This window comes from Pseudomonas sp. BP6, from assembly GCF_017875935.1.
GTDB classification, from domain to species: domain Bacteria; phylum Pseudomonadota; class Gammaproteobacteria; order Pseudomonadales; family Pseudomonadaceae; genus Aquipseudomonas; species Aquipseudomonas putida_Y.
This window is the reverse complement of sequence record NZ_JAGINI010000001.1, coordinates 1,054,895-1,074,144: the sequence shown is the minus strand read 5'-3', so window position 1 is coordinate 1,074,144 and position 19,250 is coordinate 1,054,895. Positions and strand designations below refer to the sequence as shown.

Sequence of the window (19,250 nt, the reverse complement as noted above, 5' to 3'; positions counted from 1 at the left end):
AGGCCCGAGGCCAAGCGCGGAATCTGAAAACTTGGATGAAAACACAGACCAAGCGGTCACATTTAAGCACTTCATCGGCGAAATGCCTAAGGCAACAAGTCTTCAAGGCGGCCGTGCAGCCGCTGCGGCAGGTTTTCCTGAATTTCGATCAGCGCCCGCTGGATGGCACTCTGAAACCCCTGCACGCCCGCAGAGCCATGACTCTTGATGACGATACCCTGCAGCCCCAGGAAGCTCGCCCCATTGTGCCGCGCCGGCGCCAGGTCGGCCTGCAGACGCCTGAGCAGCGGCATGGCCACGGCCCCGGCAATGCGGGAAAAAGCACCGCCCTTGAACAGTTTTTCGATGCGCGCACCGATCATCGTCGCCAGACCCTCGCTGGATTTGAGCAGTATGTTGCCAACAAAACCATCGCACACCACCACGTCCGCCTCACCCCGGTACAGGCCATCCCCTTCGACGAAACCGACATAGTTGAGGCCGCGGGCGTTCTGCAACAGCGTGGCAGCCAGCTTGACCTGCTGATTGCCTTTGATGTCCTCGGTACCGATATTCAACAGTGCCACGCGTGGCCGGTGCACACCCAGGGCCTGAGCGGCCACCGAGCCCATCACGGCGAACTGGTAGAGGTTTTCGGCACTGCAGTCGACATTGGCGCCCAGATCGAGCAGTTGGCAGTAACCCGTTTGGGTCGGGATCGCCGCCACCATGGCCGGCCGGTCGATACCCGGCAGAGTCTTGAGCACAAAGCGCGACAACGCCATCAGCGCCCCGGTATTGCCGGCACTGACGCAGGCCTGGGCTTTTCCGTCGCGCACCAGTTCGAGGGCGATGCGCATCGACGAATCCGGCTTGCCACGTAACGCCTGGGATGGCCGCTCGTCCATACCGATTACCTCACTGGCGGCAACAATCTGCAGACGCGCGCGATCCGCAGCTGGCAGGCCACTGACGAGATCTTCAAGGAGGGAGAGTTGACCGACGAGGGTCAGGTGGAGCGAGGGGGTAGCCGAAAGGCAGGCAATGCTAGCCTGGACAATGCTGCGGGGACCGAAGTCCCCGCCCATTGCGTCGATCGCGATGACCTGAGCGGACAAGGATTACTCGTCAGCGCCCTTGTCAACCACTTTACGACCACGGTATACGCCTTCTGGCGAAACGTGGTGACGCAGGTGAACTTCACCAGTGGTTTTCTCTACCGACAGCGCGTTTTCCGACAGAGCGTCGTGCGAACGGCGCATGTCACGGGCAGAGCGGGATTTTTTGTTCTGCTGAACAGCCATAATTGATTAACTCCTAAACGTTTGGGTCACGCTTTAACTGCGCCAAAACACTGAACGGGTTGGACCGCGATACCTCGTCCTTGCTCGATTCGGGCTCGTCTGCGCCCGCCGGCTGCTGGCATTCTTCCGGATGATGAGCAGGCACGATTGGCAAGGCGAGCAAAAGCTCCTCCTCGACCAATGCCTGCAGATCCAAAGGATCTTCGCCCAGTTCCAGCACGTCATAGCCTTTCGGCAACGACTGGGTATTCGCACCCTCCTTCACCACCGCGTAAGTACATTCGCTGTGGATCGGCAGGGTGACCAGCTCAAGACAACGCTGGCAAACCATCTTGACTTCGACGTCCAGCTCGCTGTGGATAACCACCACGTGCTGCTCATCTCGTTCAAAATCGAACTTCGCCTGCACCGTACCGACATTGTCGGAAAGCGGGTCGCAGAGTCTTTCCAAATCAGCGAGTTGCAGCGAACCGTTAAGGGTTACGCCACGATCGGCTAATTTGCGCGGGTCAACGTGAGGTGGAATCGGGTCATTCAACATAGGCGCAGCATTCTAGGGATGCCCCCCGCCCCTGTCAAAGGAAATTAGGCGGCATCGTGCGTGATAGAATTGGTTCAACCGAACCCGGAGTCTACCATGCTTCCTTTGTTACTGGCTTCCAGCTCTGCCTATCGCCGCGAACTGCTCGCACGCCTGCACCTGCCCTTCACCTGGGCAAGCCCCGACATAGACGAGCAACGCCTGGATGGCGAGCCGCCCGTAGAACTGGTGCGCCGGCTGGCCAGGCAAAAGGCCGAGGTATTGGCAGGCAGCCATCCCGGGCACCTGATTATCGGCTCGGACCAGGTTGCAGTATTGGGTGAGCAGGTGCTGGGCAAGCCACATACATTCGAGCGCGCCTGCGAGCAACTACTGGAGTGCAGCGGGCAACAGGTGAACTTCCTGACCGGGCTGGCACTGCTGAACAGCGCCACCGGGCACTGCCAGGTAGATTGCGTGCCTTTTACCGTGACACTGCGCGAATTGAGCAGGGAACAGGTAGAGCGTTACGTGACAGCAGAACAGCCGCTGGATTGCGCAGGGAGCTTCAAGGCAGAGGGCCTGGGGGTGAGCCTGTTCCAGAGCACGCATGGGTGCGATGCGACCAGCCTGATCGGGCTGCCGCTGATTCGGCTGGTGGATATGCTGACCAGGGAAGAGGTGATGGTTCCGTAACCTGGCCGGGGATTTGGGCGCCCGGCGGATCGAGCGCCGCCCGGGAGAGTGAACGATCGGGGATGTTGGACGGCAGGTCCGGCCTATTCGCGGGTAAACCCGCTCCTACAACGGTGCGTGGCGATTCCACCGCACCGCCGGGCGCCCCGATCGATGAGCGAGCCTGAGCGCAATGCGCCGCGCGGGCGGCGCTCGATCTGCCAGGCAACACAAACTGCGACGGACTCAACGCAACTGCGGCCCCTGGAACCCCATCCACATCGCCAGGTGCTCAGCCACGCTGGCCCCCACGCGCTTGGAGAAGCGATCGAAAGGCGACTCCTGAACAGTGAAGTCCACCAACTCCTTTTCGCCCACGATTTCACGCGCCACATAGCTGGCACTGCCCAAGCCATCCACCAGCCCCAGCGCCTTGGCCTGCTCACCCGACCAGATCAGGCCGCTGAACAACTCCGGGTGCTCCTTATCCTTCAGGCGCTCTCCCCGCCCCTGCTTCACCATGGCGATGAACTGTTGGTGCGTGGTATCCAGCACACCCTGCCAGAACCGGGTCTCTTCTGGTTTTTCCGGCGAAAACGGATCAAGGAACGCCTTGTGCTCACCCGATGTATAGGCACGCCGCTCGACCCCCAGCTTTTCCATGGTGCCGACAAAGCCATAACCGGCCGCCGTCACACCAATGGAACCCACCAGACTGGCCTTGTCGGCATAGATCTCGTCCGCCGCACTGGCGATGTAATAGGCACCGGAAGCACCCAGGTCGGCGATCACCGCATACAGCTTGATAGCGGGATATTCGGCACGCAGGCGACGAATTTCGTCATACACGTAACCCGCCTGCACCGGGCTGCCACCCGGACTGTTGATGCGCATCACCACAGCCTTGGTCTTGTCATCCCTGAACGCCGCTCGCAGGCTCTTGACGATGTTATCGGCGCTGGCAGCCTCCTGATCGGCAATCACCCCGCGCACCTCGACCAGCGCGGTATGGCTGGCACCGCGCGAAGCGGCCTTGTCCATGTCCATCAGCGGCGAGAACAACGCCAGAATGCCGAACAGGTAGACGAAGGTCAGCAGCTTGAAGAAGATCCCCCAGCGCCGCGACCGTCGCTGCTCCTGCACACTGGCCAGCAAGGTCTTTTCCAGCAGCTTCCAGCTGTTGCGCTCTTCGCGCTCCCCGGGCTCGGCCTCTGGGGCTTTCCATTCGTCTGCCATGCTTACCTACCTTGGAAGTGGAGTTGCGGAACCACCCAGCCACTCGCGCAACTGGGAAAAGTGATCGATGCATACCTGCGGGCCAAACTCGGCCAGCGCCTGCAGCGACATGGCACCATAGCCAACCGCCACCGAATGCATGCCGGCATTGCTGGCCATCTGCAGGTCGAATGCCGAATCTCCGACCATCAGTGCACGCGTCGGTTCGACGCCACAATGACCGAGGATTTCCTCGAGCATCAGCGGGTGCGGCTTGCCCCGGGTCTCGTCAGCGGCACGGGTGATATCGAAGAACCGCTCCCAGCCATTGGCCTTGAGCACCCGATCCAGCCCGCGACGGGCCTTGCCGGTGGCCACCGCCAGGCGGTAACCCTCGGCACGAAAGGCATCCAGCGACTCGACCACGCCTTCGAACAGCGGCGAAGGCTGCTGATCCAGCGCAACGTAGACATCGGCATAGTGCTGACGGAAGCTGGCAACCCCTGCAGGCGCCAGGTGCGGGTACAGGGTGTGGATCGCCTCGTCCAGGGCCAGACCGATGATACCCTTGACCGCAGCGTCGCTGCTCTGCGCCTCGCCGGCACGCTCGGCGGCGACACTCATGGCCTCGACGATACGCCCAATGGAATCGGCCAGGGTGCCGTCCCAGTCGAAGATCAGTAGCTCATAGCCTTTTTTCATGGGTCAGGACGCACTCAGACGTTCAACGGTTTTCGCCCAGACCTCATCCACAGGCGCCTCGAGCTTCAATTCACCGCCGTCCGGCAGCGGCACGGTCAACGCATAGGCATGCAGGAACAGGCGCTTGCCGCCCAGCTCACGAATTTCCCGGCTGAAATCTTCGTCGCCATACTTGCTGTCGCCAGCGATCATGTGCCCGGCATGCAGCGCGTGCACGCGGATCTGATGGGTACGACCGGTGATCGGGCGCGCCTCGACAATGGTGGCAAAGTCGCCAAAACGGCGCAGCACCCGAAACAGGGTCAGCGCCTCTTTGCCTTCCTCGTTCACTTCAACCATGCGCTCACCGGAACGCAGGTTGCTCTTGAGCAACGGCGCGTTGACCTGCTTTTTCGAGGTTGGCCAGTGGCCGCGCACCAGCGCCATGTAGCGCTTGTCGACACCATCGCCGCGCAGGGCGGCATGCAGGTGGCGCAGCATGCTGCGCTTCTTGGCGATCATCAACAGACCAGACGTGTCGCGATCCAGGCGGTGCACCAACTCCAGCTCCTTGGCGTCCGGGCGCAACTGGCGCAGCGCCTCGATCACCCCGAAGCTCAGGCCACTGCCGCCATGCACGGCGATGCCGGCCGGCTTGTTCATCACGATAAGCGCCTTGTCTTCGTAAACAATGGCGGCCTCCAGGCGCTGCAGCAGGCCTTGGGCCACCGGCGCCGGCTCGTCTCGCTCCGGCAAGCGGACGGGCGGAACCCGCACGATGTCGCCGGCCTGGATTTTGTACTCCGGCTTGACGCGGCCCTTGTTGACCCTCACCTCACCCTTGCGCAGGATGCGGTAGACCAGTGTCTTGGGCACGCCCTTGAGGGCCGTGATGAGGAAATTATCGATGCGTTGGCCGGCAAGCTCCGGCGCGACTTCGATCAGCTGAACGCCGGAAGTCGGAGGGGTATTGGTCGTCATTGCGGGATCATAACAATTTTTTATGGAATTGAAGCACTTAATCATTGCTGCTATAGTCGCGAACGCCGCCAAAAGCGGCAGGCCAGCGGCATCAGGCTCTTTGCCGGTCCCTGACCTTCGCAATTCTCCAGGACGCGAGGCCGTCCTACGGGGTTTTCGCCAGTTTACCGAAATGCCTGGAATCGCCACCAGCGCCGTGTAGAGAAGACCGAAAAAAAACGACAAGTGCGGTGTTTCACCTGCTTACCCGATTCTTTTCGCTGCACCTCTGCCCGCGAGTCGCTTCCACGCATCGCCCGGCGAATGCTTCGGAAATACCTGCCTTGGACATGAATGGCGCCAGCGCAGAACCAGCGCTGGCGAAAAATGCAACCCGTTGCGGATTCAGCGCGCGGCAGCACCCGAATTATCAGGGATACGTGCAGGGTGGAGATGCACAGCCCTCGGACCGTGTAGCACCGCGTCCGGCCACCAGCCCACTGACGGCTGGTGAGCGGATAAGGTCCTGAACAGATGCCCTCCGGGCGTCCACGGCTGACGGTTGATTCCTCCTCCTGACTGAGTGCACAAGGCCCGCTTGGTTGATTCGGATACCTATTCGAAGCCACCGGGGCCTTGTTGGCACCGCAGCAAACAGGACGCGTCGTCGCGACAACGGCAGGCTGGGCAACCGGCTGGTGCCGAACGTCGCTCGACACGGGGGTGGCCCGGCCACCCTTTGCGCACCTTGGCACCGACCATGAGACGTCGTGTGTGCCGAACGCCGTTTCCGGCAGCCCGGAAACCGACGGTACAACATGAAAAGAATGCTGATTAACGCGACTCAACCCGAAGAGTTGCGTGTAGCCCTGGTGGACGGCCAACGTCTCTACGACCTGGACATCGAGTCCGGCGCGCGCGAGCAGAAAAAGGCCAACATCTACAAAGGCAAGATCACCCGCATCGAACCCAGCCTCGAAGCCGCCTTCGTCGACTTCGGTTCCGAACGTCACGGCTTCCTGCCGCTGAAAGAAATCTCCCGCGAGTACTTCAAGAAGGCCCCAGAAGGCCGGGTCAACATCAAGGAAGTGCTCAGCGAAGGCCAGGAAGTCATCGTTCAGGTCGAGAAGGAAGAGCGCGGCAACAAAGGCGCCGCCCTCACCACCTTCATCAGCCTGGCCGGCCGCTATCTGGTGCTGATGCCCAACAACCCGCGTGCCGGTGGCATCTCCCGCCGCATCGAAGGCGAAGAGCGCAACGAACTGCGCGAAGCCCTGAACGGCCTGACCGTGCCGGGCGACATGGGCCTGATCGTGCGCACTGCCGGCCTTGGCCGCAGCAGCGAAGAAATGCAGTGGGACCTGGACTACCTGCTGCAACTGTGGACCGCCATCAAGGAAGCGTCCCTGGACCGCGCCGCGCCATTCCTGATCTATCAGGAAAGCAACGTCATCATCCGCGCCATCCGCGACTACCTGCGCCAGGACATCGGCGAAGTGCTGATCGACAGCATCGAAGCCCAGGAAGAAGCACTGACCTTCATCCGCCAGGTGATGCCGCAGTACGCCAGCAAGGTCAAGCTGTACGAAGACAGCGTGCCACTGTTCAACCGCTTCCAGATCGAAAGCCAGATCGAGACGGCCTTCCAGCGCGTGGTTGACCTGCCGTCCGGTGGCTCGATCGTGATCGACCCGACCGAAGCCCTGGTGTCCATCGACATCAACTCGGCGCGCGCCACCAAAGGCAGCGACATCGAAGAAACCGCCCTGCAGACCAACCTGGAAGCGGCCGAGGAAATCGCCCGCCAGCTGCGCCTGCGTGACATCGGCGGCCTGATCGTCATCGACTTCATCGACATGACCCCGGCAAAGAACCAACGCGCCGTTGAAGAGCGCGTTCGTGAATGCCTGGAAGCCGACCGCGCCCGCGTGCAGGTAGGCCGCATCTCGCGCTTCGGCCTGCTGGAAATGTCCCGTCAGCGCCTGCGCCCATCGCTGGGCGAAAGCAGCGGCATCGTTTGCCCGCGCTGCTCCGGCACCGGCATCATCCGTGACGTCGAGTCGCTGTCGCTGGCCATCCTGCGCCTGATCGAAGAAGAAGCCCTGAAGGACCGCACCGCCGAAGTACGCGCTCAGGTGCCGATCCCGGTAGCCGCTTTCCTGCTGAACGAAAAGCGCAACTCGATCACCAAAATCGAGCTGCGCACCCGTGCGCGCATCATCATCCTGCCGAACGACCACCTGGAAACCCCGCACTTCGAAGTCCAGCGCCTGCGCGACGACAACCCTGAAGTGCTGAACAACCAGTCCAGCTACGAAATCGCCGCCGCCGAAGCCGAAGAAGCGCCGCAGCCGACCGCCACCCGCACCCTGGTACGCCAGGAAGCCGCAGTGAAAACGGCCCCGGCCCGCGCCAACGCACCGGTACCGGTCGCCGCTGAAGAGCCCCAGCCTGCCGCGCCGGTCGCCCCTGCCCCGAGCGCTCCAGAGCCAAGCCTGTTCAAAGGCCTGGTGAAGTCGCTGGTCAGCCTGTTCGCCGGCAAGGACGAGCCTGCCGCCGCGCCAGTGGTTCCCGCCGCCGAAAAACCGGCCGCCGAGCGCAGCCCGCGCAACGAAGAACGCCGCAACGGCCGCCAGCAAAGCCGCAACCGCAACGGCCGCCGCGACGAAGAACGCAAGCCGCGCGAAGAGCGTGCCGAGCGCGCACCGCGTGAAGAGCGTGCACCGCGCGAAGAACGCGCCCCACGTGAAGAGCGTGCACCGCGCGAGGAACGCGCCCCACGTGAAGAGCGTGCACCGCGTGAGGAACGCGCCCCACGCGAAGAACGTGCTCCACGCCAGCCACGCGAAGACCGCCGTAGCAACCGCGGCGAAGAGCGCGTTCGCGAATTGCGCGAGCCGCTGGACGCTACGCCACCAGCCGAACGCGAAGAGCGCCAGCCGCGTGAAGAGCGTGCTCCACGCGAAGAGCGTGCACCTCGTGAAGAACGTGCCCAACGTGAAGAGCGCGCACCTCGTGAGGAACGTGCCCCACGTGAAGAGCGCGCACCTCGTGAGGAACGTGCTCCACGTGAAGAGCGCGCACCTCGTGAAGAACGTGCTCCACGTGAAGAGCGCGCACCTCGTGAAGAACGTGCTCCACGTGAAGAACGCGCCCCGCGCCCACCACGCGAAGAGCGCCAACCACGCGCTGTCGAAGAAGCTGCCGAACAGGCTGCCGAGCTGGCCGAAGAGCAACTGCCAAGCGAAGAGCTGCAGCAAGACGAGCAGGAAGGCACCGATGGCGAGCGCCCGCGCCGCCGCTCCCGTGGCCAGCGTCGTCGCAGCAACCGTCGTGAGCGTCAGCGCAACGCCAATGGCGAACTGATCGACGGCAGTGAAGAAGAAGGCAGCGAAGAGCAGCCACAACAGCACCAGGCCACCGAGCTGGGTGCCGAACTGGCTGCCGGCCTTGCCGTGACGGCTGCTGTCGCCAGCAGCAACATCAGCTCCGACGCAGAAGCCCAGGCCAACCAGCAGGCCGAGCGTGCTACCGCCGAAGTCGCTACCGTTGCAGAAACCGACAACAGCGAAGCCACCCAGCCGGTCGAGCAGGTCGAAGCGGTCGCCAAAGCTGAAGAAGCGTCCGTGGCCCCAGCGGTCGAGCAGCCGGTCACCGAGCCAGTGGCCGCAGCCGAGGCAACTGCCGAGCCTGTGGTCGAAACTGCCCCGCAGCCTGTCGCTGAAGACGCACCTGCTGTTGAGTCGGCCGTGGTTGCAGAAACCGTGACTGCTGAAACCCCAGTAGAAGCCCCAACGGTGGAAGCCGGTGAAATCGAACAGGCCCCGGCCGTGGTCGAAGTCACTCCGGTTGCTGTACAGCCTGCCCCGGTTGTCGAAGCCCAGCCAGAAGTGGCGGCCGAGCCTGCACCTGCAGCGGTCGAACCTGCCACTGTCATGCTGGCCAACGGCCGCGCACCGAACGACCCACGTGAAGTGCGTCGCCGCAAGCGTGAGGCCGAGGCTGCTGCCAAAGCCGCACAGGAAGCTGCTGCAGCCTCCCAGGAACCAGCCCTGGAAGCCGCCGATGAGCACAAACCTCATCACGGCTGATAGCCAAAGCTGAATGAAAAAGCCCCGCCAGTGCGAACTGGCGGGGCTTTTTTTGGCTTGCCTGACTGGCCTCTTCGCGGGTAAACCCGCTCCTACAATGGCCTGTGTCCAACCCCCGATGTATATCCACCACCGATCAGCGTGTAGGAGCGGGTTTACCCGCGAATACGGTGGTGGCAGCAACGGTGAACGGCAGGTAGAAATTGGCCACCAGGCCCGGCCTCTTCGCGGGTAAACCCGCTCCTACAATGGCCTGTGTCCAACCCCCGATGTATATCCACCACCGATCAGCGTGTAGGAGCGGGTTTACCCGCGAATACGGTGGTGGCAGCAACGGTGAACGGCAGGTAGAAATTGGCCACCAGGCCCGGCCTCTTCGCGGGTAAACCCGCTTCTACGGGAGGTTCACAGGCGGCAAATCAGTAAAGATTAGGCTCCATCTCCAGCTCAACCCCAAACCGCTCGAAGATATCCGCCTGAATCTTCCGCGCCAGCGCATGCATCTGCGCCCCGCTCGCCTGCCCATAGTTGACCAGCACCAGCGACTGCAAGCGATGCACGCCAGCATCACCCTCACGATGGCCCTTCCAGCCCGCCTGCTCGATCAACCAGCCCGCCGCCAGTTTCACCTGACCATCAGCCTGGGGGTATGCCACGACGCCGGGATACTGCGCACGAATACGCTCGACCCGATCAGCCGTTACCACCGGGTTCTTGAAGAAGCTCCCGGCATTGCCAAGCTCTGCCGGGTCTGGCAGCTTCTCGCGGCGAATGCTGCAGATTGCATCACTGATCGCTTGCGCGCTCAGCTCGGTAACACCCTGCTCAGACAGGCGTTGGCGCACCGGGCCGTAATCCAGATGAGCGTGCAGAGTGCGGGTCAAGGCAAAGCGCACACGCAGGATCAACCAGCGGCCGGGGTTGCGCTTGAAAAGGCTGTCGCGATAGGCGAAAGCACATTCTACCAAACTGAAGTCCCGCAGCTCGCCCGTCTCACGGTCCAGGGCTGTCAGCCCGGCGAACACGTCCTTGATCTCCACCCCGTATGCGCCCACGTTCTGCATCGGCGCAGCCCCGACGGTGCCGGGGATCAGACTGAGGTTCTCCAGCCCGCAATAGCCCTGCGCCAGCGCCCACTGCACAAACGCGTGCCATGGTTCACCGGCCTCGGCTTCGACCACGATACGCTCGCCATCGTCATTGAGCACACGCCGACCGCGGCTGGCCATGTGCAGCACCAGTGCATCGATATCGCGGGTCAGCAGCAGGTTGCTGCCACCCCCGATCACCAGTACCGGCAGGCCCCTTTGCTGTGCCTGGCCCAGCGCCTGACGCACCTGCTGGTCGTCCTGCACCTGGCTGAAATAGCGCGCCTTCACGTCGATGCCGAAGGTATTGTAAGGCTTGAGCGATACCTGCTCCTGCCACTGCACTGTCATAGACGCCCCTTGATTTCCAGTACCAGCGCCTGGCAAGCCGCTTCCACCAGATCCAGCACCTGCTCGAAGCCGTCGGCGCCACCATAGTAAGGGTCTGGCACTTCATCCAGGGCTGCACCGTAGCGGCGCAGGAACAGGTCGAGTTCACCCACTGCCGTGGACGGGCGCAGGGCCCGCAGATCGCGCAGGTTGTGCTCATCCATGGCCAACACCAGGTCGTATTCAGCGAAGTGCGATGCCTTGACCTGTTGGGCGCGTTGCTGCGACAGGTCGTAACCACGCGCCAGCGCCGCCTTGCAGGTGCGGCTGTCTGGCGCCTTGCCGACATGCCAATCGCCGGTGCCGGCAGAAGCCACCTGCACCTTGTCGGCGAGCCCGGCGGCATGCAATTGATGGCGCAGCACGCCTTCGGCAGTGGGCGAGCGGCAGATGTTGCCCAGGCACACGAACAGGACGCGCATCAGGCCTCCAGCAAGCGCCGTACGCGCTCCAGATCCTCCGGGGTGTCTACGCCCACGGCAGGCGCCTCGATGGCGTCCTCGATGTGAATGCGTACGCCGTGCCACAGGGCACGCAGTTGCTCCAGCGCTTCAGCCTGCTCAAGCCAGCATGGGCCCCAGCTGACGAAGTCGTGCAGGAAGCCGACACGGTAGGCGTACATGCCAATATGGCGGCGATATGGCACCCCTTCCGGCAGCACGTCGCGGCCCTTGGCAAAGGTATCGCGGCCCCAGGGCAGCGGCGCTCGGCTGAACGTCAGGGCCAGGCCATTCTTGTCACTCACTACCTTGACCGCGTTAGGGTTGAACACGGTTTCCGGCTCATGGATCGGCTCGGCCAAGGTGGCGATGCCCGCTTCCGGATGCGCAGCCAGGTTGGCCGCCACCTGGTCGATGATCACCGGTGGGATCAGCGGTTCGTCGCCCTGCACGTTGACCACGATGGCGTCAGCCGGCAAGCCGAGGTACGCGGCCACTTCGGCCAGGCGGTCAGTGCCCGATTCATGATCGGCACGGGTCATCAGCACTTCGGCGCCGAAGGCCTGGCAGGCTTCGAGGATGCTGGTGTCGTCGGTGGCGATGACCACACGGCTGGCACCGCTCTTGCGGGCCTGCTCCCACACATGTTGCACCATCGGCTTGCCGGCAATCAGCAGCAGCGGTTTGCCTGGCAGGCGGGTGGAGCGCAGCCGGGCGGGGATTACTACCGTAAATTCCAGGCTCATTTGTCAAGACGCTCGTCGTCGGTCAGGGTGCGTGCCTCGCTTTCCAGCATGACCGGGATACCGTCGCGAATCGGGTAGGCCAGACCAGCGCCTTTGCTGATCAGCTCGGTCTTGTCGGCGCTCAACTTGAGCGGGCCCTTGGTGATCGGGCAGGCCAGGATATCGAGCAGTTTGGTGTCCATTGGAGGCTTCCTTTAGGCCAGGTGGCCGGAAATTGAAAACGGGCTCAGGGTTTGCGCAACAAGCGTTGCAGCTGGCTGTCGAACCAGGCGCTGAAAGCCGGCGTAGGCTGCGCTTCGACGGCCAGGTACCACCAGTCGTCAGCGGCAAAGGCCCGGCATTTCACCGCGTCCTTCTCGGTCATGACCAGCGGCAGTGGCGGGCTGAAGGCCAGGCTCCGGGCACTGAACTGCGCATGGTCGGCGAAGGGATGCGGCACCGGCTGCCAGTTTAGCCCCAGCAGGGTGTTGAAGAAACGTTGCGGGTTGCCGATACCGGCCACCGCATGCAGGCGCTGGCCGGCGGGGAAATGGTCGAGCGCACGGCGCTCGCCAGTGCGTACGTTGACCAGGGCGGACGGCTGCAGGCGGAAACCGAAACCATCGGTGCGGTCTTCGCTGGCGCCGTTGAACAGCACCGCGTCGGCCTCACGCAAGCGGTCGGCCGGCTCACGCAAGGGCCCCGCCGGCAGGCAGCGGCCATTGCCCAGGCCGCGGGCAGCGTCGATCAGCACCAGTTCCAGGTCACGGGCCAGGCGGTAATGCTGCATACCGTCGTCACACAGGATCAGGTCGAGGGGTTCGCTGGCCAGCAATGCCTGCACGGCACGGGCGCGATCGGGGTCGATCATCAGTGGCACGCCGGTGCGTTGCACGATCAGCAGCGGCTCGTCGCCCGCCTGATCGGCCGCCTGATCGGCCTGCACCCGCCAGGGCAGCTGCGGCGGCCTGGCACCATAACCGCGGCTGACCACGCCCACCTTCAGCCCCTGCTGGCGACAGTGTTCGATCAGCCAGAGGATCATCGGCGTCTTGCCGGTGCCACCGACGGTGATGTTGCCCACCACAATGACCGGTACCGGTGCCCGGTAGCTGGCACTGTCCCCCCTTAGAAACCGTGCCCGCTTGCGCGTGACCACGCGGCGATACAGGGCCTCCAGCGGACGCAGCAGCACCAGCGCCGGATGCCCGGCGTACCAGGCGGCGAGCAAGCGGTCGGCGAAAGCCATCAAGGCGTGCCCTGGGCCGCCTCGACGGTGGTCATGCGCAACTGGCTGAAACCGAGCTTGCCGGCAGCATCCATTGCGGTGACCACAGCCTGGTGCGGGGTCTTGCCGTCGGCGCTGATGGCCAGCGGCAACTTGTTGTCGCCGCCCGACTCGCGCTCTATGGCCTCGCTCAGGGTGGCCAGGTCGCTTTTGGGCAGCAGGTGGTTGTTCACCGAATACACGCCTTCGGCGCTGATGGTGATTTCCACCAGTTTGCCCGGGTCAGCCGGCGCCCGCTCGGCACTGGTGGCTTCGGGCAGCTCGACGCGGAGTTGCGTTTCGCGGGTGAAGGTGGTGGTAACCACGAAGAACAGCAGCAGGACGAACACCACGTCGATCAGCGACGCCAGGTTGATGTCGACGTTCTCCCGCTGGCGATTGCGCCGGAACTTCACGCCTTGCCTCCGGCCACTTCCACTTCACGGTCACCCTGGATCACTTCCACCAGCTTGATCGCCTCCTGCTCCATGCCGATCACCAGTTCATCGATGCGGCGCAGCAGGAAACGGTGGAAGAACACTGCCGGGATACCGACCATCAGGCCAGCCGCAGTGGTGACAAGGGCCTTGGAGATACCACTGGCCAGCACGGCGGCGTTGGCGGTCATCTGCGAGCCCATGAAGGCGCTGAAAATATCGATCATGCCCAGCACGGTGCCCAGCAGGCCCAGCAGAGGCGCCATGGCGGCGATGGTGCCGAGGGTGCTGATGTAGCGTTCCAGTTCGTGGATGACGCGCGAGGCGGCCTCCTCGATGCACTCTTTCATGATCTCCCGACCGTGACGCGAATTGGCCAGGCCCGCCGCGAGGATTTCACCCAATGGCGAATCGGCACGCAGGGCCTTGAGCTTGTCACTGGTCAGTTGCTTGTCCTTGATCCAAATCCACACCTGGCCCAGCAGGTGCGGCGGGGTGACGCGACTGGCGCGCAAGGTCCACAGGCGTTCGACGACGATAGCCATGGCAGCGATGGAGCTCAGAATGATCGGCAGCATCATCCAACCACCGGACTTGACCAATTCCCACACAATAAACGCCCCTTCGGAAAAAGGCCGCCACTCTACCATAGGCGCGCCGAGGGCTCATCTGCCGGAGGTCAGGGAATTAGGCTGTCGGGCTACCGGGTCGGCCCTCTGGGCCGTGCAGTACCTGTGGCAGCGGGTTTACCCGCGAAAGGGCCAGATCAGCCACCACCTACATCACGCCAGAATCGCCGCTGTCGGCGCACACCCTCAACCTCCCCATGCCGCCCCAACACCAACCGCAATGCCCCCTCCACTGCCGTATCATGCATCACCACCCCATGCCGCTTATACCGCTCGACCACCTGCACGTGCGGGTGCCCGAAGCTGTTGTTGCGCCCCCGCGAAATCAATACCCCGCGCGGTGCGGTAGCCCGGACGAACGCCTCGGTGGACGAACTGCGGCTGCCATGATGCGGCGCCTGCAGCCAGTCGATACGCGGCACTTCAGTGTCCGCCAGCCAGGCCCGTTCGGCAGCAGCTTCCATATCTCCCGCCAGCAGCAAGCGCTCGCCCTGCGCCTCGACCAACAGCACACAGGAACGATCATTGCTGCTTTGCCCGTCCACCCAGCGCCACAGTGAAAAGCGCACGCCATCCCAGTCCCATTGCTCGCCACTGGCACAAGGCTGCAACGGAACATCAACCAGCGCTTCCCCACCGATTGTCCGCTCGATCGGCAAACCACGCGCAATGGCCCCGGCCCCGCCCGCATGGTCGGCATGCGCATGGCTGATCACCATCACATCCAGGCCGCCCACCCCCAGCTTGCGCAAGGTCGGCAGCACCACGCGTTCCCCCAAGTCGCTTTCCCCCCTTGCCGGTCCGGCATCGTAGAGCAGGCTGTGATGCCGGGTACGCAACAGCACCGCCAGCCCCTGGCCGACATCCAGCTGCCAGACCTCGGCCTGGCCGATCGGTACCGACTCCCTGGGCACCCACAGCGCCAGCAGCATCACCCCTCCCAACCCGCGCAGCGGCACACCACGAGGCAGCAAAACCAATAGAGAGCCCAGACACACCAGCAACCAGGCCCACAACGGCAGGGCCGGCGCCCCCCATGCCGGGCGCTGCTGCGCCACCAGCGCCAGCCCGCGGAACAGCACATCCAGCAGGCCACCTGCCAGCCAGAGCAACGCCTCGCCAATGCCCGCCAGCGGCAGCATCAGCGTGCCCAGCAACGCCAACGGCAAGACTGCCAGGCTGACCCACGGCACCGCCACAAGGTTGGCCAGCGGCGCACTCAGGCTCACCGGCAAGCCCGTGGCCAGCAACACCGGCAGCAAGCCAATGGCGATCACCCATTGCGCACGCGTCCAGGCCTGCCAGGGCCGCCAACCACCCAACCGGGCACTGAAGCAGTAGATGAGCGTGGCCACGGCGGCGAACGACAGCCAGAACCCCGGCAACAGCGCCGCCAGCGGCTCGAAGACAAGTACGGCGACCAGTGCAAGCAGCAACGGAAAAAACGCGCCAAGGTGGCGAAAGCGCAGACGCCAGAGCAGCACCACGGCCAGCATCAGGCAGGCCCGCTGCACCGGTACGCCAGCGCCGGCCAACCAGCCGTAGGCCAGCGCTGCCGTCATGGCCAAGCCACAGGCCCAAGGTAACCACGGTATCCTTGCCGGCCACAGGCCCCAACGCGCCAGTCCGGCGACCAGGCCATAGAGCAAACCGGCCACCAGACCGATGTGCTGGCCAGAGATCACCAACAGGTGCACCGTGCCGGTGGCCTGCAACGTCTGCCAGTCCTCCCGGGCGAGGCCCGCACCATCGCCAAGCACCAGTGCCACCAGCGCTGCCTGCCGGCCATTGGCTTCGACCATCAGCAAGCGCTGACGCAGCGCATCGCGCCAACCACCGGCGACTGGCGCCAGCAACTGTCCCGCCTTGACAGTACCCGTAGCCCCCACCCGTCGCGCCAGCAACTGCGCTTCCCGGTCAGGCCCATGCGGGTTCAGCAGCCCGTCCGGGCGCTGCAAGGTCACGGCCAGCCGCCACTGCTCGCCCGCCCGCAGCGGCGGGCCGTCGAACCAGCTCAGTTGCAAACGCTGAGGCAGTTCGGCCCGCCGCGAGCGTGGCGCTTCCAGCTCGAAACGCACACCTTGTGCAGTGCGTGCCGGCAAGCCGACTACCCGCCCTTCCAGCCACAAGGTGCGCCCCTCCAGGCCGGCAGCCAGACGATCATCAAGGGCCTGCTGAGCAGACCCGCACGCCCAACACAAGCCCAGCAGAAACCAGCCCAACGGCCAGACGCGGGTAAACAGGCTGCCGACAGCGCAGGCTGCCAGGGTTATCAACCATCCGACCGATGGCAATGCGGGAAGAAAGCCCAGGCACAATAGCCCGAGCGCGAGCGCAAACATCCCTGTGCGCATGAGGTAGAGCTCCAGAAGGCAAATCACCTTCTGAGGCATAGCCCAATCGCCGGCAACGCTCGCTCAACAATTGTCACAAACTCTAAACGAGGCCGAGCAGGATTAAGGGCATACTGCCAGGGTCAACGCTCCGGGAGCCTACATGCCGCGCCGACTTTTCAAACGCTACATGCCGGACCCGACCAGCATTCGGGAACACAAGTCCTTACGTTTTTTCGGCAAGTTGCTGCATGATCCCAACCTCTGGCACCTGAACCGCCATTCGGTGGCGAGGGCCATGGGTGTGGGCCTGTTCGCGGCGCTTATTCCCGTTCCCATGCAGATGCTACTGGCCGCAGCCCTGGCAATCCCGGTGCGCGGCAACCTGCCGATCGCCATCAGCCTGGTGTGGCTGACCAACCCGCTGACCATGCCACCGGTGTTCTTCGTGACCTACATGGCCGGTGCCTGGCTGATGCAGATCCCGCCGCGCACCCTGCCCGACGAGCTGACCTTCGAGTGGATCACCGACCAGCTGGCCACGCTGTGGCAACCCTTCCTGCTCGGTTCGGTGGTATGCGGCGTGGTGCTGGGCATCCTTGGCTACTTCACCACCATGCTCTATTGGCGCTCGTGGGTGGGCCGGCAGTGGCGTCGTCGCCAATGCCGGTGCAAGGCTTCAGGCACGCATGCCGCGGCCGCTGACCAGCAAGCGAACGCAAACAACGTAGAGCACCGCAGTGGCCACCAGCATGAAGGTGATCGCCGTGCCAATGCTGATATCCGACACCCCTAGAATGCCGTAGCGGAACGAGTTGACCATGTGCAGCACCGGGTTGGCCAACGACACGGTCTGCCAGAACGGCGGGAGCAGGTTGATCGAGTAGAACACCCCGCCCAGGTAGGTCAGCGGCGTCAGCACGAAGGTCGGGATGATCGATATGTCGTCGAAGTTGCGTGCAAACACTGCGTTGACGAAGCCAAGCAGCGAAAAGATGGTGGCCGTCAGCAGCACAACCACCACGGTCACGCCCAGGTGGTGTACCTGCAGGTCGGTGAAGAACATCGACAGGATGGTCACGATCACACCCACCGCCAAACCACGCAGCACCCCACCCAGCACATAGCCCACGAGAATGGTGTGCGGCGATACCGGCGACACCATCAGTTCCTCGATCGAACGCTGGAACTTGCTGCCGAAAAAGCTCGACACCACGTTGCCGTAGGAGTTGGTGATCACCGACATCATGATCAGCCCCGGGACGATGTACTGCATGTAAGTGAAGCCACCCATGTCGCCGATCTGCCGGCCAATCAGGTTACCGAAGATGACGAAGTACAGGACCATGGTGATCGCTGGCGGCAGCAACGTTTGCGGCCAGATGCGCAGGAAGCGCCGCACTTCGCGGTAGACGATGGTGTTCAGGGCGACCCAGTTGGTGCGCAGTTCCACACTCATACGGCCACCTTCGACAGGTTTTTTTCCACCAGGGACACGAACAGCTCCTCGAGTCGGTTGGTCTTGTTGCGCAGGCTCTGCACTTCGATGTTCTGCAGCGCCAGCTGGCCGAACAGCGCGGTGATGCCGATGTCCTTCTCCACCTGCACTTCCAGGGTATGCGGGGTCAGCAGCCGGCACGGGTAGCCCTGCAGTACCGGGGCCGCGACCAGGTCCTGCTTGAGGTCGAGCACGAAGGTTTCGACATGCAGCTTGCCCAGCAACTGGCGCATGCTGGTGTTCTCGACGATGGTGCCATGATCGATGATGCCGATGTTACGGCACAGTTGCTCAGCCTCTTCCAGGTAGTGGGTGGTGAGGATGATGGTGATGCCCTTCTGGTTCAGCTCGGTGAGGAAACTCCACATCGAGCGGCGCAGCTCGATATCCACCCCGGCGGTGGGTTCGTCCAGGATCAGCAGGCGCGGTTCGTGGATCAATGCACGGGCAATCATCAGGCGCCGCTTCATGCCGCCGGACAACGAACGCGACTGCACATCACGCTTGTCCCACAGGCCCAGCTGGGTCAGGTACTGCTCGGCGCGCTCCTTGGCCAGCTTGGGCGGGATGCCGTAGTACCCGGCCTGGGTCACGACGATGTCGAAGGTCTTTTCGAACTGGTTGAAGTTGAACTCTTGCGGCACCACGCCCAGGCAACGCTTGAGCGCGGAGGGCTCGCGGTCCAGGTCGTGACCGAACACGTTCACTGTGCCGCTGGTCTTGTTCACCAGGGTCGAGAGAATGCCGATGGTGGTGGATTTACCGGCGCCGTTGGGGCCGAGCAAGGCGAAGAAGTCGCCTTCGGCAACATCGAGGTCGATGCCTTTGAGGGCCTGAAAGCCATTGCCGTAGGTCTTGGTCAGCTGTCGGATGGACAGGGCGGAACTCATAGCGGGTCACTTACCGAAGAAAAAGGTGCAGGACACGCCAGGTAAAGTCACTGGCGCAGTGAGTGCAGCCATGGTGCAAGGCCAGGCTGCACAAGTACAGTCACATCTATTGATAATGACTATCGAAG

The 19,250-nt window shown here is 63.4% G+C and carries 19 protein-coding genes; 3 read left to right on the top strand and 16 right to left on the bottom strand.

Going from position 1 to position 19,250, the window contains the following annotated elements:
- Positions 1 to 86 precede the first annotated feature (86 nt).
- From plsX to J3A98_RS04795, 3 genes are read right to left on the bottom strand one after another with little or no spacing between them, the layout of a single operon-like run.
- Positions 87 to 1,097, bottom strand: a complete 1,011-nt coding sequence (plsX, locus tag J3A98_RS04805; protein WP_209964424.1) for a phosphate acyltransferase PlsX — start codon at positions 1,095 to 1,097, stop codon at positions 87 to 89.
- Positions 1,098 to 1,100: 3 nt separating this feature from the next.
- Positions 1,101 to 1,283, bottom strand: a complete 183-nt coding sequence (gene rpmF, locus J3A98_RS04800; RefSeq protein WP_003247154.1) for a 50S ribosomal protein L32 — start codon at positions 1,281 to 1,283, stop codon at positions 1,101 to 1,103.
- Positions 1,284 to 1,296: 13 nt separating this feature from the next.
- Positions 1,297 to 1,824: a YceD family protein gene (locus tag J3A98_RS04795; protein ID WP_010952934.1), complete on the bottom strand. Its 528-nt coding sequence runs from the start codon at positions 1,822 to 1,824 to the stop codon at positions 1,297 to 1,299.
- A gap of 96 nt (positions 1,825 to 1,920) precedes the next feature.
- On the opposite strand from J3A98_RS04795, the gene J3A98_RS04790 reads away from it, so the two are divergent.
- The gene (locus J3A98_RS04790; protein ID WP_209964421.1) at positions 1,921 to 2,499 is read left to right on the top strand and encodes a nucleoside triphosphate pyrophosphatase; all 579 of its coding nucleotides are present in this window, start codon (positions 1,921 to 1,923) and stop codon (positions 2,497 to 2,499) included.
- Between the two features lie 225 nt (positions 2,500 to 2,724).
- On the opposite strand, the gene J3A98_RS04785 is transcribed toward J3A98_RS04790, so the two are convergent.
- The 3 genes from J3A98_RS04785 to rluC are packed head-to-tail and all read right to left on the bottom strand — an operon-like array spanning position 2,725 to position 5,355.
- Positions 2,725 to 3,714 (bottom strand): S49 family peptidase, encoded by a 990-nt coding sequence (locus tag J3A98_RS04785; RefSeq protein ID WP_209964418.1) that lies wholly within the window; start codon positions 3,712 to 3,714, stop codon positions 2,725 to 2,727.
- A gap of 6 nt (positions 3,715 to 3,720) precedes the next feature.
- Positions 3,721 to 4,395, bottom strand: a complete 675-nt coding sequence (locus tag J3A98_RS04780) for an HAD family hydrolase (protein WP_176685457.1) — start codon at positions 4,393 to 4,395, stop codon at positions 3,721 to 3,723.
- Between the two features lie 3 nt (positions 4,396 to 4,398).
- Complete coding sequence (gene rluC / locus J3A98_RS04775; RefSeq protein WP_176685456.1) at positions 4,399 to 5,355, bottom strand: 23S rRNA pseudouridine(955/2504/2580) synthase RluC; 957 nt, start codon at positions 5,353 to 5,355, stop codon at positions 4,399 to 4,401.
- Positions 5,356 to 6,152: 797 nt separating this feature from the next.
- Between rluC and rne the strand changes: the two genes are divergently transcribed.
- Positions 6,153 to 9,425: a ribonuclease E gene (gene rne, locus J3A98_RS04770; protein WP_209964415.1), complete on the top strand. Its 3,273-nt coding sequence runs from the start codon at positions 6,153 to 6,155 to the stop codon at positions 9,423 to 9,425.
- A gap of 419 nt (positions 9,426 to 9,844) precedes the next feature.
- On the opposite strand, the gene murB is transcribed toward rne, so the two are convergent.
- From murB to J3A98_RS04730, 8 genes are all read right to left on the bottom strand, one after another.
- A complete protein-coding gene (gene murB / locus J3A98_RS04765; protein WP_209964412.1) occupies positions 9,845 to 10,864 on the bottom strand; it encodes a UDP-N-acetylmuramate dehydrogenase in 1,020 nt (339 codons plus the stop codon).
- Positions 10,861 to 11,325, bottom strand: a complete 465-nt coding sequence (locus J3A98_RS04760) for a low molecular weight protein-tyrosine-phosphatase (RefSeq protein ID WP_004575950.1) — start codon at positions 11,323 to 11,325, stop codon at positions 10,861 to 10,863. The genes murB and J3A98_RS04760 overlap by 4 nt, the downstream gene beginning before the upstream one ends.
- Entirely contained in the window at positions 11,325 to 12,089 is a 765-nt protein-coding gene (gene kdsB, locus J3A98_RS04755; protein ID WP_176685452.1) for a 3-deoxy-manno-octulosonate cytidylyltransferase, read from the bottom strand. The genes J3A98_RS04760 and kdsB overlap by 1 nt, the downstream gene beginning before the upstream one ends.
- The gene (locus J3A98_RS04750) at positions 12,086 to 12,271 is read right to left on the bottom strand and encodes a Trm112 family protein (protein ID WP_003247142.1); all 186 of its coding nucleotides are present in this window, start codon (positions 12,269 to 12,271) and stop codon (positions 12,086 to 12,088) included. The genes kdsB and J3A98_RS04750 overlap by 4 nt, the downstream gene beginning before the upstream one ends.
- 44 nt (positions 12,272 to 12,315) lie before the next feature.
- Positions 12,316 to 13,317, bottom strand: a complete 1,002-nt coding sequence (lpxK, locus tag J3A98_RS04745; RefSeq protein WP_209964405.1) for a tetraacyldisaccharide 4'-kinase — start codon at positions 13,315 to 13,317, stop codon at positions 12,316 to 12,318.
- Positions 13,317 to 13,751, bottom strand: a complete 435-nt coding sequence (locus tag J3A98_RS04740; RefSeq protein ID WP_176685450.1) for a biopolymer transporter ExbD — start codon at positions 13,749 to 13,751, stop codon at positions 13,317 to 13,319. The genes lpxK and J3A98_RS04740 overlap by 1 nt, the downstream gene beginning before the upstream one ends.
- On the bottom strand, positions 13,748 to 14,383 hold the full coding sequence (locus J3A98_RS04735; RefSeq protein ID WP_176685449.1) for a MotA/TolQ/ExbB proton channel family protein: 636 nt from the start codon (positions 14,381 to 14,383) through the stop codon (positions 13,748 to 13,750). The genes J3A98_RS04740 and J3A98_RS04735 overlap by 4 nt, the downstream gene beginning before the upstream one ends.
- A 155-nt stretch (positions 14,384 to 14,538) precedes the next feature.
- The gene (locus J3A98_RS04730; RefSeq protein ID WP_209964402.1) at positions 14,539 to 16,755 is read right to left on the bottom strand and encodes a DNA internalization-related competence protein ComEC/Rec2; all 2,217 of its coding nucleotides are present in this window, start codon (positions 16,753 to 16,755) and stop codon (positions 14,539 to 14,541) included.
- 142 nt (positions 16,756 to 16,897) lie between these two features.
- On the opposite strand from J3A98_RS04730, the gene J3A98_RS04725 reads away from it, so the two are divergent.
- Entirely contained in the window at positions 16,898 to 17,530 is a 633-nt protein-coding gene (locus J3A98_RS04725) for a DUF2062 domain-containing protein (RefSeq protein WP_176685447.1), read from the top strand.
- On the opposite strand, the gene J3A98_RS04720 is transcribed toward J3A98_RS04725, so the two are convergent.
- Both J3A98_RS04720 and J3A98_RS04715 read right to left on the bottom strand, forming a co-directional pair.
- Positions 17,414 to 18,193, bottom strand: coding sequence for an ABC transporter permease (locus tag J3A98_RS04720; RefSeq protein ID WP_003247128.1), 780 nt, complete (start codon positions 18,191 to 18,193; stop codon positions 17,414 to 17,416). The genes J3A98_RS04725 and J3A98_RS04720 overlap by 117 nt on opposite strands.
- Positions 18,190 to 19,122, bottom strand: a complete 933-nt coding sequence (locus J3A98_RS04715) for an ABC transporter ATP-binding protein (RefSeq protein ID WP_176685446.1) — start codon at positions 19,120 to 19,122, stop codon at positions 18,190 to 18,192. Before J3A98_RS04715 ends, J3A98_RS04720 begins: the two co-directional genes overlap by 4 nt.
- Positions 19,123 to 19,250 lie beyond the last annotated feature (128 nt).